This window comes from Streptomyces sp. NPDC052299 (assembly GCF_040679335.1).
Taxonomy (GTDB): domain Bacteria; phylum Actinomycetota; class Actinomycetes; order Streptomycetales; family Streptomycetaceae; genus Streptomyces.
On record NZ_JBFAUP010000014.1, the window covers coordinates 200,070 to 214,363 of the forward strand.

Genomic DNA, 14,294 nt, shown 5'->3' on the forward strand with positions numbered 1-14,294 from the left:
GCTGACCGGGCGCGCCGCCGCTGACCGGCGGCGCGCCGCGCCCTCCTACACGCGGAAGCACGGGAGATCGTGTTCGACTTTCTTGATGGTTATGACCTGTTGGGGGCCTTCTGGGTCACGGTGAAGCTCACCGTGTTCTCCGCCCTCGGCTCCCTCATATGGGGAACGCTGCTGGCCGGCATGAGGGTCAGCCCGGTCCCCCTGATGCGCGGTTTCGCGACCGCCTACGTGAACGTGGTCCGGAACATTCCGCTGACCGTGATCATCGTCTTCGCCTCGTTGGGCCTCTTCCAGACCCTTCAGATCACGCTCGGAGGCGGCGGCGACTTCAAGGTCATCAACTTCCGGCTCGCGGTGCTCGCCTTCGTCGTCTACACCGCGTCGTTCGTGTGCGAGGCCCTGCGTTCGGGCATCAACACGGTGCCGGTCGGCCAGGCCGAGGCGGCCCGCGCACTCGGGCTCAGCTTCGGCCAGGTGCTGCGGCTGATCGTGCTCCCGCAGGCGTTCCGCTCGGTGGTCAACCCGCTGTCCAACGTGCTCATCGCGCTGACGAAGAACACCACCGTCGCAGCGGCGATCGGGGTCGCGGAAGCGTCGTACCTGATGAAGGAAATGATCGAGAACGAGGCCCAGCTGCTGCTGATCTCCGGCGTGTTCGTCCTCGGCTTCGTCATCCTGACCCTCCCGACCGGTCTCATCCTCGGCTGGGTCGCCAAGAAGGTGGCGGTGAAGCGATGAGTTCCGTCCTCTACGACGCCCAGGGGCCCCGCGCCAAGCGGCGCAACATCCTGTACACCGTCCTCTTCGTGCTGGCCGCCGCGGCCGTGGTGTGGTGGGTGTACGACGGCCTCGCCGAGAAGCACCAGCTCGACTGGGTCAAGTGGAAGCCGTTCTTCGCCGGCACCCAGGCGTGGGAGACGTACATCTGGCCGGGCTTCCAGAACACGATCAAGGCAGCGTTCTACGCACTGATCATCGCGCTGCCGCTGGGCGCGCTCTTCGGGATCGGCCGGCTCTCGGACCACCGCTGGGTCCGCGTGCCGGGCGGCGTGATCGTGGAGTTCTTCCGCGCCATCCCCGTACTGCTCCTGATGATCATCGCCAACGCCGCGTACTCCGAGTACACCGACCTCGAACCGGACACGCGTCTGCTGTACGCCGTGGTGACGGGCCTGGTGCTCTACAACGCCTCGGTGCTCGCCGAGATCGTGCGGGCGGGCATCCTGACGCTGCCGCGCGGGCAGACGGACGCGGCCAAGGCGATCGGCATGCGCAAGGGCCAGACGATGGTCTTCGTGCTGCTGCCGCAGGCGGTCACCGCGATGCTGCCGGCCATCGTCAGCCAGCTCGTGGTGATCGTGAAGGACACCGCACTCGGCGGCGCGGTACTCAGCTACCCGGAGCTGCTCGCCTCGGTCCGGCCGATGTCCGCGAACTACGGTTCCAACACCATCGCCTGCTTCACGATCGTCGCGGTGATCTACCTCGCGCTGAACTTCGCCCTGACGTCCTTCGCGAGCTGGCTGGAGCGGTGGCTCCGGCGCGGCAAGAAGAGCACGGGCGCGGTCGTGGGTACCGGCCCGGGGGGCGAACTGGAGACGATCGGTGCGCCGTCGCTCAAGGTGGACGACGGAAGCGCCGCCTGACGGCTCGTCGTACGACGCCCGCGAGGGGCGGTGGCACACCGCCACCGCCCCTCGCCGCGTTCCGGCGTCGCTTGACGCAAGCACCGGCAGTAGGTTGCATACGTTCTGTGATCGCGCACCGAGTCCCCGACGCCGCAGCACCCCCTCCGACGCCCGCGCACCGTCCGTTCCGCTTCACCGGGACGTCCGGTTTCACCGCACTTCCGACGGGGGACGCGCCGTGGACCCGGTGATCGTCGTCGGTGCCGGGCCGGTGGGTCTGGCGCTCTCGCTCGCCCTCGCCGCGCAGGGCGTGCCGTCCGTGCTGCTCGACGAGGACCCCGACAACGACGAGACACGCCCCGCCCGTACGGTCGTGCTGCGCGAGGACACCGCGGCCTTCCTGGAGCGGCTGGGCTGCAAGGCGCTGCGGGACGAGGGACTGCGCTGGTCCGGCTGGCGTTCGGTGCGGCGCAGGCAGCTGGTGCGCGAGCTGCCGCTCGGCGAGGACCGGGTCCCGGGCAGCAGTGTGCCGGCCGCCCCCGTTCACGTACCGCAGCACGCGCTCGTACGGGGTCTGCGGGACGCGGTGGCCGCACAGGAGCTGGTGCAGACCGCAGGGCCCAGCCGGATCGACACCCTGGAGCAGGACCCGGCCGGGGTCACCGTGCACACCAGGGAGCCCGGATCGACCTGGTGGCGAGGGAGTTACCTGGTCGGTTGCGACGGCGCCCGGTCCACCGTGCGCAAACTCCTCGACATCCGGTTTCCCGGGCGTACGGCGGTGGAACGGCACGCCGTGGCCGCACTGCGGGCCGAGCTGCCCCGGCCCGGTGAGGCCGTGCTGCACCGGTCGCCGCCCTGGCGCACCGGAGGCGCCGAGGTCACGGCACGTCCGCTGCCCGACGACGTGTGGCGGCTGGACTGGCTGCTGCCCGCGCGCGGCGAGCTGGTCACGCCGGACGCGCTCGTCACCCGGGTCCGGGACACCCTGGCCGGCTGGTGCGGCGAGACACCCCCGTACGAGCTGCTGGACACCGGGGTCTACACGCTGCACCACCGGCTGGCCCGGCGGTGGCGGGTGAAGCGGTCCTTCCTGGCCGGGGACGCCGCCCATCTGCTGGGCGCCCTGGGCACCCAGGGGCTGGACGAGGGGCTGCGGGACGCGGAGAACCTGGCCTGGAAGCTGGCACTGGCCTGGCACCACGGGGCGTCCGACGCGCTCCTCGACAGCTACCAGGCCGAACGCCGGGCCGCCGTCGCCGCACGGCTGCGGGCCGCCGACCAGTCGCTGCCGATACTGCGGGGCGGCGGAGGTCTGCGGACGCTCGTACCGGGGAGCGCACGGGGGCACGACACCCTGCTGATGGACGGGCATCTGGGCTGCGGCCCCCTCGGTGCGCCCCCTTCCTACGCCCTGTCCCCCCTTGCGCCCGCGCGCACCGAGGCGCACGCCTCGGTGGGCACGCCCCCCGGTGCGCCGGTGGCCGACGTACGGGTCACGGCGCCAGACGGCACTCCGGTGCGGCTGCGCGAGCGGCTGGGGCAGGGGCAGTTGCTCGTGGTGCTGGTGGCGCCCGGGACTGGAGTATGGGACCGGCGCCACTGGATGCGCGCCGGAGTGATGCCCCGGCTGGTGGAAGCCGTCGCGGCGCTGCCGGTGAAGGCCGAACTGCTGGTGGCCGAGAGCTATCCGGGAGCCTCCGCGCACACGGTCCTGCTGGTCAGGCCGGACGGGCATCTCGTGCAGGCGTTCGGCGGGGTGCGTCCGGCCGAGCTGTTCGCGGCGGCGGACGCGGCGCGCGGCGGCGCGGCCCGGGCGTCGGTGCGTGCCGACAGGACCGCGGACGTCAATTGACCCTCACGGGCGCGCATGGTCTACTCCCGGTCATGACCGACACCGATGTGCGCCTGTGGCGGAGGGTCCATATGGACCTGCTCCGCTATGCGGGCTGCGTGTGTCGCCCGTCCTGCTGAATCGCCCTCACCTGCCTTCGCCGTGCGCTGTGCCGTACGGCGGGGCGTCCACGCGAACTCTCAGGACGGTCTCCGTGTCTGCCTCCCCCTTCCCCGCTGTCCCCGTGCCCACACGCACATCCGCTCAGGCCCCGACCGCCGCGGAACTGCTCGACTTCGTCCGCCGCGCCGCCGAGGACACCGCGCTCATCGCCTCCCTTCCCCTCGACCCGGAGGGCCGGACCTGGATCCGGCTCGACGGTCCCGGTGGCAGCGAGGCCTGGCTGATCGGCTGGCCGCCGGGCACCGGCACCGGCTGGCACGACCACGCCGACTCGGTCGGCGCCTTCCTCACCGCAGCCGGCACACTCAGGGAACACTCGCTCGCCGCCCGGCTGCCCACCGACGGCTGGAAGACCCTGGAACTGACCGAGGACATCGACCGCACCCGGGAACTGACCCCCGGCCGGGGCAGGGCCTTCGGCCGCCACCACGTCCACGAGGTGCTGAACGAGTCCACCACGGAGCACGCCGTCTCCATCCACGCGTACTACCCGCCGCTGCCGCGCATCCGCCGCTACAGCCGCACCGGCGCGGTGCTCCGCCTGGAACAGACCGAGGGACCGGAGAACTGGCAGTGAGCGACGAGCCCATCGGTATCGACGAGTTGCTGGAGCGGGTCAGGGCCGGTTACGCACGGCTCGGCCCGCGGGAGGCGTGGGCGGCGGCCGCCGAGGGCGCCCTGCTCGTGGACATCCGCTACGCGGAGCTGCGCGAGCGGGACGGGCTGATCCCGGGGGCGCTGGTCATCGAGCGCAACGAGCTGGAATGGCGGCTGGACCCCCGGGGAAGCCACCGTGTCCCGGAGGCGGTGGACCACGGCCTGCGGGTGGTGGTGATCTGCAACGAGGGTTACGCGTCGAGCCTGGCCGCCGAGTCGCTGCACCGCCTCGGCCTGTACCGGGCGACGGACCTGGTGGGCGGCTTCCAGGCGTGGCGCGCGGCGGGCCTTCCGGTCGGGACATGAGGTGAGGGGGCGGCCGGGGCCGGCCCCTCACGACCTCTCCCTCACCGGCCCGCGGCCACCTCCACCGGGCGGGTCCGCAGCGCGAACCGGCCGGGCAGTGCCGTCGCGGCCAGGGCGAGCAGGGCGGCGACGCCCACCACGGTCCCGTACACGAGGGGCACGACCCCGGGCGCCGCGCTCCCCGTCATGCCGATGCTGAACGCGGTCAGCACGGCGAGCGCGATACCGGTGCCGAGGGCACCGGAGATGGCCAGGACCGACAGGGTCTCGGTACGGAGCATCCTCAGCACCTGGCGGCGGGTGGCTCCGGCAAGGCGCAGGAGGGCGAACTCCCTGAACCGCTCCGACACCGACATGGCCAGCGTGTTGACGACGGCGATGGCGGTGAAGGCGAGGACCAGCCCCATGGCAAGGAGGTTGACCTCGGCGTTCTCCTGCCCCCGGTCGGCCTGGAGCCGGTCTGCCACCGCCGGGGTGACGACCTCGACGCCGGGGAACTCGCGCACGGCGGCGGTCAGTTCGCCCCCCGACGCCTCCCCGGCCACCAGGACCGTCGCAGCGAGCGGGTTGTCCATGTGCCGTGCGAGCAGGTCGTGCGGCAGGGTGAGGTCCCCGAAGCCAAGGCCCCGCCGGTAGACGGCGGCGACGGTGAGCGTGGTGGGGGTGCCATCCCCGAGGTGCAGGGCGAGTTCGCTGCCGACGTGCAGCCCGAGCCGGTCGGCGGCGAGTTCACTGATCGCGGCGGCCCGCCCGTTCGCGGCGAACGCGGCGAGGGAACCGCTCGTCACGCCCGGGTCCCAGGTGCGGGTGAGCCCCGGACCGGTGACGCCCTGTGCGGCGTACTTCTCCAGACCCACGCGCACGGTGGTCCGTACGACCTCCGTGGCGGCGGTGACTCCGGGCGTCGCGCGGACCGCCTCGGTGGCCGCCGACGGCACGCCCGGCCCCTGCGCGCCCAGCACCCAGGTGGCGCGGGTGCCCTCCCTGGCCTGGGCGCGCGCGGCGTCGCCGACGGTCGGCTGGAGGAAGAGGACCGTGCAGGTCATGCCGATGAGCAGGGTGAGCGGGGTGACGACGGAGGCCATCCGGGTGGAGTTCCCCCGGATGTTCGCGGTGGCCAGCGCGCCCATCGGCCCCGTCCGCCGGAGCACGCCCGCCATCAGGAAGGCAGCCGCCCGTACGAGAGGGGGCCCAGCAGCGAGACCGCCGTGGCCAGCACCACCACGGCCAGGAAGGTCACGGGGGTCGACGCGGCCTCGGTGCGCAGCATGCTCAGGACACCGACCAGCGCACCGCCGCCGGCGAGCAGGAGCAGCCCCACGAGGACGCGTCCCCGGGCCGTGCGGCCGCGCTCGACCGCGGACTCGGCCATGGCCTCGGCCGGACGCAGGCCGGCGATCCGGCGGCCGGAGATCCGGGCGGCGGCCCAGGCACCGAGCAGGGTGACCGCGACGGCGGCCAGCGCAGGGAGGACCCCGGCCGTACGTTCCAGCGTCGGCGGGATCACTCCCATGCCGGTGAACCGGCCGTGCAGCCAGGCGGCGAGCGGCAGTCCGGCGAACGCTCCCAGGACCCCGGCGAAGGCGCCGACGACCAGCGCCTCCCGGCCGAGGAGCCTGCGGACCTGCCGCGAGGTGGCGGCGATGGTCCGGAGCAGGGCCAGCTCGCGGTGGCGCTGCTGGATGGAGAGGGCGAACGTCCCGACGACGACGAGCACCGCGACCAGCAGCGAGGTGCCGCCCATGGCCCCGCCCATCGAGACCAGCTTGACGCGGGCCCCCGCCGCGTCGAGGAATTCGACCGGTCCGCGTCCGTCACCCGTCGCCACCTGGGCGGTGGTGCCCTTGAGGGCGGCGGTGACCCGCTCCTTCAGCGTGCCGGTGTCCGTGCCCGGCTCGGGCAGGACGCCGATCGCGCTGACCCGGCTCGCGCGGTCGGCGAGCCGTTGGGCCTCCGCGGTGGAGAAGAACAGCGAGCGCTGCTGCCGGAGTTCGTCCCGCCCCCGAGGCGTGGCGATGCCGCTGATCCGGTAGGTGCGCGGGGCGCGGGTCGACTGCACGGTGATCCGGTCGCCGGTCGCGAGGCCCGCCCGTGCGGCGAGGGACCGGTCGATCACCACGTCGTCTGCGGACGCCGGGGCGCGGCCGACGGTGAGCGCGAAGGGTGTCAGCGGGGCGGACGACCAGGCGTGCCCGTGGAAGGGGACGTCGTCGTCCGCCGCTCGGGCGGGGAGCCCCAGCGGCTGGGCGAGGAAGGTGAGTTCGGGGACGACCGCGCGGACGCCCGGCAGGCGGCGCAGCCGGTCGGCGGTGGCGGCGGGCAGCCAGGCCCGTTCGGCGACGGGTTTCGCCTTGTGTTTGATCTTCGTCTTGCCGTTGCCCTTGTGCTTCACGGTCGTGCGGTGGACGTTCTGGTCGGCCGACACGATCAACGGGGTGGCCGCGTACCGCTCGGTGGCGATCCGGCCGCGCAGGCCGGTCTCCAGCAGGGTGCCGCAGGCGGTGACGAGTGCGGCGGCGCACATGAGGGCGAGGAACGCCCCGAGGAATCCCGCCTTGCGGTGCCGGATCGTCCGCAGGGCATAGCGCAGCATCATGAGGCGTCCGTCTCTGATCGATCGGGGTCCGGGAAGGCGAGCAGGCGGGTGTGGACCGTCCGCGCACCGGGTGCGGTATCGGCGCCGGGGCGCCTGTAGCGGTTCATCAGGGCGATGTACTCCTCGAAGAACGCGCGGAGTTCGGGGAGGGTGAGGCTCAACGCGCCCCGCGAGTAGGCGAAGGCGTCCGCCCACTCGTCCGGCTCGTCCGAGCTCTCGCGCTGGAGCCGTTCGAAGAGGGCGAGGTCGGCCGCGTACGCGTGTCGGTTCAACTCGTCGATGACGAGGCGCAGTTCGGGCGTCCGCCGGGACGGTGGCGGGAAGCGCCGGTCCCCGGGAACGGCCCGCCACCACCGGCCCCGGCGCCCGCCCGGCTCCTGCGGCGCGGTGTCCGCCACGAACCCGTAGCGGGCCAGTTCACGCAGGTGATAGCTGGTCGCCCCGGTGTTCAGCCCCAGCGCACGGGCGAGGATCGCGGAGGTCGCGGGGCCGTGCAGGGTGAGGTGCTGAAGAATCTGCTGACGCCGCGGCTGGGCAAGCGCTTTGAGGGCGGCCAGCTCCGTCATCTCGGTACCGCCGGGCTTCTCTGGCATGTGTCACACACTGCTCTGTGCACAGATACCTGTGCACTGGAGCGTCCCGGCGTCTCCGTAGGGGGGTTGTCCCCCCGGGCTCACGGCTGCACGCGACGGGCGCGGCGGGCGCGGTCGGCGGGCGCCGCGACCCGCCGGGGCGCGGCTCCGGAGGGAGCGGGGCGCCGGTGCTCCGTCCAGCCCGGGTGCGGTGCCGCTCACCGCCCGACGCGGGCGGGCGCGTCCATGGGCCACCACCGGAATGCCCCCGCGACACACCCGTATGGCGTCGCTCGGGTGGAGCGGCCCGGGAGGTGGACGGACATTCGCCTCACGGCGGGTACGGCCACTCCGGCCGCCCGTCTGCCGGAACGCCGTCAGGGCACCGGTACGCCGCTACGACGGGGAGCACGCACCGATGCCGACCACCGCCCTCACCCCCGACGAACTCGACGCCCAGGCCGCGCGCCTCCATGACACGGAGACCTGGCGGCAGATCGTCACCGGCTGGGACCTGACCATCCCGGCGCCCGGGTCCCCGAGCCCCGCGAGCACCGCCCCGCCCGCCCCGGCCCCCGCCGACGACTGGCGCGCCCTGCTCTCCGTGCCGGTGGAACGGCTGATCACCGACACCGTCCGGGCACTGCCCCCCGCCGCACCGGGCGAGCGTCCGCTCCCCGGGCGCATCGGCGCGATCCTGCCGGACCGGCTCCACGCGTGGCGGCGCGTCGGGCGGCCCGATGTGCAGCCGTCCGTGCATCTCGCCCACGCCAGGCGGATCCTGATCGAGTGGGGCTGGCAGAACACCCCGTACCGGCTCCGCAACATCCGGGGTGCCCGCTGTGTCTGCGGTGCCATGCTGACCGCGCACCGTCTGGGCTACGGCTCGGCGGAGACGGTCGACCGGGCCGGGGCGTGGCTCATCGCGGAGCTTCGTTCCCAGGGCTGGACCGGGCTGATCGGTCCCTGGAACCGCTATCCGGGGCGCACCGCCGAGGACGCCCTCGCGCTGATCGACGCCACCATCGGCCGCGCGGCCCGCGCCGGTCAGTAGCGGCCGTCGGCTCAGAAGGGCTCGTCCAGCCCTTCCGTGTCCTCCCCCTCTTCCTCCAGTGCCCGGCGCACCACGCGCAGGGCCATCCCCTCGCCGTATCCCTTGCGGGCGAGCATGCCCGCGAGGCGGCGCAGGCGTTTGTCGCGGTCCAGTCCCCGGGTGGACCGGAGCTTGCGGGCGACGAGCTCGCGCGCGGTCTCCTCCTCCTGCTCGGAGTCGAGCTGCCCCACGGCTTCGTCGATCACGGCGGAGTCCACACCCTTGGTGCGCAGCTCTCGGACCAGCGCCCGGCGGGCGAGCCCGCGGCCGTGGTGCCGGGACTCCACCCAGGCGTCGGCGAAGGCGGCGTCATCGATCAGCCCGACGTCCTCGAAGCGGGACAGCACCTCTTCGGCCGCCTCGTCCGGGATCTCTCGCTTGCGGAGGGCGTCCGCGAGCTGCTTGCGGGTGCGCGGTGTGCCGGTGAGCAGGCGCAGGCAGATGTTGCGGGCCTGCTCGACCGGGTCGCGCGGTTCCCCCTTCTCGGCCCTCGACGAGGAGGGGGAACCGCTGTCACTGGACCGGGAGCGGGAACGCCGTCCCGCTCCCTCACCGGATCCGGAGGCCGCGCCGGGGTCGACGGCGCCGGCCGGCCACTCAGTACGACGCGTCACGGATCAGCTCTTGGCCGCGGCCGCCTTGGCCGGCTTGGTCTTGCCGGCCGCCGCCGTCGCCGGCTTCGCCGCGGCCTCGGCCGGAGCCGCCGCGCCCGCCGCGTCCGCACCGGACTCCGCGGCGTCCTCGGGCCGGACCCCGACGCCCAGCTTCACCAGGATCTTCTTCTCGATCTCGTTGGCGAGGTCGGGGTTGTCCTTGAGGAAGTTGCGCGCGTTCTCCTTGCCCTGGCCGAGCTGGTCGCCCTCGTACGTGTACCAGGCGCCGGCCTTGCGGACGAAGCCGTGCTCCACGCCCATGTCGATCAGGCCGCCCTCGCGGCTGATGCCCTGGCCGTAGAGGATGTCGAACTCGGCCTGCTTGAAGGGCGGCGCGACCTTGTTCTTGACGATCTTGACGCGGGTGCGGTTGCCGACCGCATCGGTGCCGTCCTTGAGCGTCTCGATCCGGCGGATGTCGAGGCGCACCGAGGCGTAGAACTTGAGCGCCCGGCCACCGGTGGTGGTCTCCGGCGAGCCGAACATCACACCGATCTTCTCGCGGAGCTGGTTGATGAAGATCGCGGTGGTCTTGGACTGGTTGAGCGCGCTGGTGATCTTCCGGAGGGCCTGGCTCATCAGGCGGGCCTGGAGACCCACGTGCGAGTCACCCATCTCGCCCTCGATCTCCGCGCGCGGCACCAGGGCCGCGACGGAGTCGATGACGATGAGGTCGAGGGCGCCCGAGCGGACCAGCATGTCCACGATCTCGAGGGCCTGCTCACCGTTGTCCGGCTGGGACAGGATGAGGCTGTCGATGTCGACGCCGAGCTTCTTCGCGTACTCCGGGTCGAGGGCGTGCTCCGCGTCGATGAAGGCCACCGAGCCGCCGAGCTTCTGTGCGTTCGCCACGGCGTGCAGCGTCAGCGTCGTCTTACCGGAGGACTCCGGTCCGTACACCTCCACCACACGGCCGCGCGGCAGGCCGCCGACGCCGAGCGCGACGTCGAGCGCGGTGGACCCGGTGGGAATCACCTCGATGGGCTCGTTCGGCCGCTCGCCGAGGCGCATCACCGCGCCCTTGCCGAATTGCCGTTCAATCTGTGCGAGTGCGGCGTCCAGCGCCTTCTCGCGGTCGGTTCCTGCCATGGGTTCCACCCGATTTGCTTGAGTCGATCGCTTCACGTCAAAGACGCTAACCCCTGCCACTGACAATGGGCCTCGACGTCCTCCCGGCCTGTGGAAAACTCCGCGGTCGGGCCCGGGAAAACCCGGCCGGAACCCCATGAGAATGGATGTTCGATTTTAGTGTCAAGCGCACCACGCCGCCCCCGCGCGAGTGGGCCGGAGGGGCGGAACGGTCAGCTCCGGGGCCGGGTGCGCGGGTTGTAGGCGAGCCTGAACTGGGGAAAGCGTTCCCTTCCGGGGTCCAGCAGATCGATCAGCGCGACCAGCTGGACCTGGAGATCCGTGAGGCGGCCGACGGCCTGGGCGGTGTCGGCCGCCAGACCGTCCACGTCCGCCAGCAGATCGGTGAACCACGCGGCGAACTCCTGGTCGTGTTCCAGCTTCGAGCAGAACTCCGCGTAACCCAGGCAGCGGCGCCGGCCCGGCTCGCTGTCGGGGTGGACCATGAGCTCGCCGACGGCCCGCTGCTGGGCGCGGAACAGACGGAGCTCGTTGCTCTCCGTGTCGATCCTGGACAGACTCGCGCCGATCCGTGAGATCTGCGTCATGACCTGTGCGTTGACGCGGCTCCGGCCCAGCTCCAGGAACTGGATGTCACGGCGCAGGATCTCCACCCAGCCCAGATACTCGGCCAGCACGAACACCGTGCTGTGCCGGACGAAGTCGGCCTCGCGCGGGGTTCCCCGAATGAGGAAGCTCGTCAGGAAACCGTCGCCGCGCGCGGGATCCTGATCGGTGTCGTGGCCGTGCAGGATGTTGAACAGTCGTGTCTGCAGATCGAACGCGGCCCATGCCAGGGAGGCGCCGTACCGGTCCATGTAGTCGCGCTGCTCCCGGGACCGCAGGCGGCGCTGCTGCCAGTAGCTGAAGAGCGCGGCCGCCGCCGCACCGCAGACGGCCACGGCCGCCGATGCCAGGGACAGCCACTCCATGTTCCCCCCAGGGTCGGCACGACATCCCGCGCCTCAGCCTACGGGGGCGACCCGGCCCGCCCCGGCGGAACGAGCGCTTCAGGTGCGGCTCGGACCGGAAGGCCCCTCCGGCCCCCGCGGCTCCTCCGGCTCGCCGTCGTCCGGCTGCCCGCCCGCGTCCCGGCCGTCCTCGCCCGCGAAGGCGTTGCGCATCCGTCTCAGGCGCGTCCACAGGGGCTCGCCGCGCACTCCGGGGCGGCTGCCGTGGACGCGCGGGTCGTCCGTGACGTCGTAGCGCTTCACGTACGCGCCGAGGAACGCCTGGAGCGTGGCCACGGCCGGGATGGCGATCAGCGCGCCGACGGCGCCCATGAGCGCCGTGCCCGCGATGACCGAGCCGAACGCCACGGCGGGGTGGATGTCCACCGTCCTCGCGGTGAGCTTGGGCTGGAGCATGTAGTTCTCGAACTGCTGGTACACCACGACGAAGCCGAGCACCCAGAGCGCGTACCACGGGTCGACGGTGAAGGCGATCAGCATCGGCAGGGCGCCCGCGAGATAGGTGCCGATCGTGGGGATGAACTGGGAGACGAGCCCGACCCAGACCGCCAGCGCAGGCGCGTACGGCACGCCGAGGGCGGCGAGCAGGATGTAGTGCGCGATGCCGGAGATCAGCGCCATCAGGCCGCGCGAGTAGAGGTAGCCGCCGGTCTTGTCGACGGCGATCTCCCAGGCCCGCAGCACCTCGGCCTGACGGGCGGGGGGCAGCACGGAGCACAGCCCGCGGCGCAGCCTGGGGCCGTCCGCCGCGAAGTAGAAGGAGAACAGGAAGATCGTCAGCAGGCGGAAGAGGCCGCCGAGGACGGTCGCCGAGACGTCGAGCACACCGGTCGCGCTGTTCTGTACGTACTTCTGCAGCCAGTCGGAGTGCAGCAGGCTGTCCTGGACCTCGACGCGTGAGAGCTCCGTGTGGAAGGTCTGGTTGACCCAGTTGATCACTGAGTCGAGGTAGTCCGGGAAGTCCTCCACCATGTCGACGATCTGACCCGCGAGCATCGAGCCGAGCAGGAACACGAAGCCGGCCCCCGCGATCATCACACCGAGGAAGACCAGGAAGGTGGCGAGGCCCCGGCGCATGCCGCGGGCGGACATCCGGCTCACGGCGGGTTCGATGGCGAGCGCCAGGAAGAAGGCGATGAGCACATTGATGAGCAGCCCGATGAGCTGGTCGAATGCCCAGCTGCCGAGCCGGAAGCAGGCGTAGAGCGCGAGGGCGAGGACCATGGCACGCGGCAGCCAGGCGGGCATGCGGGCGGGCCCGCCGCCGGACGGCGGAACCGGTGGCGCGGCCGGTGGTACGGGCGGCGTGCGCGGCGGCTGGATCTGATCGGTCTCGTCTGTGGGTGCCACGGAGCAAGTCTCGCCTATGTGGGTGACAGTCCCTCGCGCACCCCGGAAGGCAGCCCTCCCGCCCCCGGCGTCAGCGCTTGTCGGCGGGGATGTCCATCGCGGCGCAGACCGCGCGCCAGACGTCCTTCGTCTCCCAGCCGGCCGCGAGCGCCTCATGGACCGTACGTCCGCCCAGCTCCGCCATCACATGGTCGCGTGCGAAGGAGTCCGCGTAGGCCGCGCCGAAGTGATCGGCCATCCGTTCCCAGAAAATCGTCAACCGCATGCCTTCAGTATCCCGCTCCTGAGAGTGCAGCCGGGCCGCATCGGCCCTGTTCGGGGGCCCGAAGCCCTACGGTCGGTCCATGGCTGCAACTGGAACAAATCCCCTCGCCCGTGCCGAGCGGTTCATCTGGCTCACGGCCCGTGTCCTCGAACAGCGGCGGTTCGCCCATCAGTATCTGAGGGGAAGCGCGGACGCGGTGGAGACGGCCCTCACCGCCTATGCCAACGAGGACGGCGGTTACGGCCACGCGCTCGAACCCGATCTGCGGGGCCCCGTCAGTCAGCCCCTGCACACCGCGCACGCGCTCAGCGTCCTCGACTCCATCGGCCGGTGCGCCGGTCTACGGGTGGAGCGGATCTGCCGGTATCTGACGGAGGTGTCCACCAAGGAGGGCGCCCTGCCCGCGCTGCTGCCCTCCCAGCGCGACTACCCGGCGGCCCCCTTCATCCCGATCGTGGACCACCCGCCGGCCGAACTGCTCGCCACCGGGCCCGTCGTCGGGCTGCTGCACCGCAATGAGGTGTGGCATGCCTGGCTCTTCCGCGCGACGGATTTCTGCTGGTCGGCGGTGGACGCCCTGGAGGCGTCGCATCCGTACGAGATCGAGGCTGCCGTCGCCTTCCTCGACGGGGTGCCGGACCGGCGCCGGGCAGAGGCCGCCGCCGAACGGCTGGGGCGGCTGGTACGCGACCAGCGGCTCGCCGTGCTCGATCCGGACCGGCGCGCGGAATACCCGGTGGCCCCCGGGTACGCACCGGGCGAGCAGCACTTCCCGTACGACTACGCCCGTACGCCCGCGTCGCTCGCCCGGCGGTGGTTCTCCGACACCGAGATGGAGCGCTCGCTCGACCATCTCGCCGCCGCGCAGGAGCCGGACGGCGGCTGGCCGGTGACCTGGCGGCAGTGGGCACCCGGGACCGCACTGGAGGGACGCCCCCTGGTCACCCTCAGGGCGCTGGAAACGCTGCGGGCGCATGGCCGCGTCCTGGCGTGAGGGCGGAAGCGGCACGGCAGGGAAGGGCGCTCCGGTAAGGGGCACGCTTCAAGGAGGCACGCCC

At 72.3% G+C, this 14,294-nt stretch carries 14 protein-coding genes and 1 pseudogene; 8 read left to right on the top strand and 7 right to left on the bottom strand.

Going from position 1 to position 14,294, the window contains the following annotated elements; all coding sequences use genetic code 11:
- Positions 1-69 precede the first annotated feature (69 nt).
- From AB0L33_RS24050 to AB0L33_RS24075, 6 genes are all read left to right on the top strand, one after another.
- Positions 70-738: an amino acid ABC transporter permease gene (locus AB0L33_RS24050; protein ID WP_143617996.1), complete on the top strand. Its 669-nt coding sequence runs from the start codon at positions 70-72 to the stop codon at positions 736-738.
- Positions 735-1,646, top strand: a complete 912-nt coding sequence (locus AB0L33_RS24055) for an amino acid ABC transporter permease (protein ID WP_365684595.1) — start codon at positions 735-737, stop codon at positions 1,644-1,646. Before AB0L33_RS24050 ends, AB0L33_RS24055 begins: the two co-directional genes overlap by 4 nt.
- Before the next feature lie 220 nt (positions 1,647-1,866).
- Complete coding sequence (locus AB0L33_RS24060) at positions 1,867-3,483, top strand: FAD-dependent monooxygenase (RefSeq protein WP_365684597.1); 1,617 nt, start codon at positions 1,867-1,869, stop codon at positions 3,481-3,483.
- A 32-nt stretch (positions 3,484-3,515) separates the two neighbouring features.
- Positions 3,516-3,602 (top strand): putative leader peptide, encoded by an 87-nt coding sequence (locus AB0L33_RS24065; RefSeq protein WP_311307652.1) that lies wholly within the window; start codon positions 3,516-3,518, stop codon positions 3,600-3,602.
- A 104-nt stretch (positions 3,603-3,706) separates the two neighbouring features.
- On the top strand, positions 3,707-4,222 hold the full coding sequence (locus tag AB0L33_RS24070; protein WP_365684599.1) for a cysteine dioxygenase: 516 nt from the start codon (positions 3,707-3,709) through the stop codon (positions 4,220-4,222).
- The gene (locus AB0L33_RS24075; RefSeq protein ID WP_365684601.1) at positions 4,219-4,608 is read left to right on the top strand and encodes a rhodanese-like domain-containing protein; all 390 of its coding nucleotides are present in this window, start codon (positions 4,219-4,221) and stop codon (positions 4,606-4,608) included. The genes AB0L33_RS24070 and AB0L33_RS24075 overlap by 4 nt, the downstream gene beginning before the upstream one ends.
- A gap of 41 nt (positions 4,609-4,649) precedes the next feature.
- On the opposite strand, the pseudogene AB0L33_RS24080 reads toward AB0L33_RS24075, so the two are convergent.
- Positions 4,650-7,204, bottom strand: a pseudogene (locus AB0L33_RS24080) (FtsX-like permease family protein).
- Positions 7,201-7,797 (bottom strand): helix-turn-helix domain-containing protein, encoded by a 597-nt coding sequence (locus tag AB0L33_RS24085; RefSeq protein WP_365684603.1) that lies wholly within the window; start codon positions 7,795-7,797, stop codon positions 7,201-7,203. Before AB0L33_RS24085 ends, AB0L33_RS24080 begins: the two are co-directional and overlap by 4 nt.
- Positions 7,798-8,194: 397 nt before the next feature.
- Between AB0L33_RS24085 and AB0L33_RS24090 the strand changes: the two genes are divergently transcribed.
- Positions 8,195-8,830: a hypothetical protein gene (locus tag AB0L33_RS24090; protein ID WP_365684605.1), complete on the top strand. Its 636-nt coding sequence runs from the start codon at positions 8,195-8,197 to the stop codon at positions 8,828-8,830.
- A gap of 11 nt (positions 8,831-8,841) precedes the next feature.
- Here the strand turns inward: AB0L33_RS24090 and recX are convergent, their stop codons facing one another.
- From recX to AB0L33_RS24115, 5 genes are all read right to left on the bottom strand, one after another.
- Positions 8,842-9,483: a recombination regulator RecX gene (gene recX / locus AB0L33_RS24095; protein ID WP_365684607.1), complete on the bottom strand. Its 642-nt coding sequence runs from the start codon at positions 9,481-9,483 to the stop codon at positions 8,842-8,844.
- 3 nt (positions 9,484-9,486) lie between these two features.
- Positions 9,487-10,611 carry a recombinase RecA gene (gene recA, locus AB0L33_RS24100; RefSeq protein WP_365684609.1) on the bottom strand — a complete coding sequence of 375 codons (1,125 nt, stop codon included), beginning with the start codon at positions 10,609-10,611 and terminating at the stop codon, positions 9,487-9,489.
- Between the two features lie 212 nt (positions 10,612-10,823).
- Positions 10,824-11,582 (bottom strand): hypothetical protein, encoded by a 759-nt coding sequence (locus tag AB0L33_RS24105; protein WP_365684611.1) that lies wholly within the window; start codon positions 11,580-11,582, stop codon positions 10,824-10,826.
- A gap of 78 nt (positions 11,583-11,660) precedes the next feature.
- Positions 11,661-12,869, bottom strand: a complete 1,209-nt coding sequence (locus AB0L33_RS24110) for an AI-2E family transporter (protein WP_365684667.1) — start codon at positions 12,867-12,869, stop codon at positions 11,661-11,663.
- Between the two features lie 172 nt (positions 12,870-13,041).
- The gene (locus AB0L33_RS24115; protein ID WP_365684613.1) at positions 13,042-13,236 is read right to left on the bottom strand and encodes a DUF3046 domain-containing protein; all 195 of its coding nucleotides are present in this window, start codon (positions 13,234-13,236) and stop codon (positions 13,042-13,044) included.
- A gap of 79 nt (positions 13,237-13,315) precedes the next feature.
- Here AB0L33_RS24115 and AB0L33_RS24120 point away from each other — a divergent pair, with 79 nt between their 5' ends.
- Positions 13,316-14,230, top strand: a complete 915-nt coding sequence (locus AB0L33_RS24120; RefSeq protein ID WP_365684615.1) for a hypothetical protein — start codon at positions 13,316-13,318, stop codon at positions 14,228-14,230.
- Positions 14,231-14,294 lie beyond the last annotated feature (64 nt).

Bases quoted from the DNA above. Each gene is read 5' to 3' on its own strand.
- AB0L33_RS24085 (WP_365684603.1), bottom strand. From the start codon at position 7,797: ATGCCAGAGAAGCCCGGCGGTACCGAGATGACGGAGCTGGCCGCCCTC.
- AB0L33_RS24055 (WP_365684595.1), top strand. From the start codon at position 735: ATGAGTTCCGTCCTCTACGACGCCCAGGGGCCCCGCGCCAAGCGGCGC.
- AB0L33_RS24065 (WP_311307652.1), top strand. From the start codon at position 3,516: ATGACCGACACCGATGTGCGCCTGTGGCGGAGGGTCCATATGGACCTG.
- AB0L33_RS24105 (WP_365684611.1), bottom strand. From the start codon at position 11,582: ATGGAGTGGCTGTCCCTGGCATCGGCGGCCGTGGCCGTCTGCGGTGCG.
- AB0L33_RS24090 (WP_365684605.1), top strand. From the start codon at position 8,195: ATGCCGACCACCGCCCTCACCCCCGACGAACTCGACGCCCAGGCCGCG.
- AB0L33_RS24115 (WP_365684613.1), bottom strand. From the start codon at position 13,236: ATGCGGTTGACGATTTTCTGGGAACGGATGGCCGATCACTTCGGCGCG.
- recA (WP_365684609.1), bottom strand. From the start codon at position 10,611: ATGGCAGGAACCGACCGCGAGAAGGCGCTGGACGCCGCACTCGCACAG.
- AB0L33_RS24110 (WP_365684667.1), bottom strand. From the start codon at position 12,869: ATGCCCGCCTGGCTGCCGCGTGCCATGGTCCTCGCCCTCGCGCTCTAC.
- AB0L33_RS24120 (WP_365684615.1), top strand. From the start codon at position 13,316: ATGGCTGCAACTGGAACAAATCCCCTCGCCCGTGCCGAGCGGTTCATC.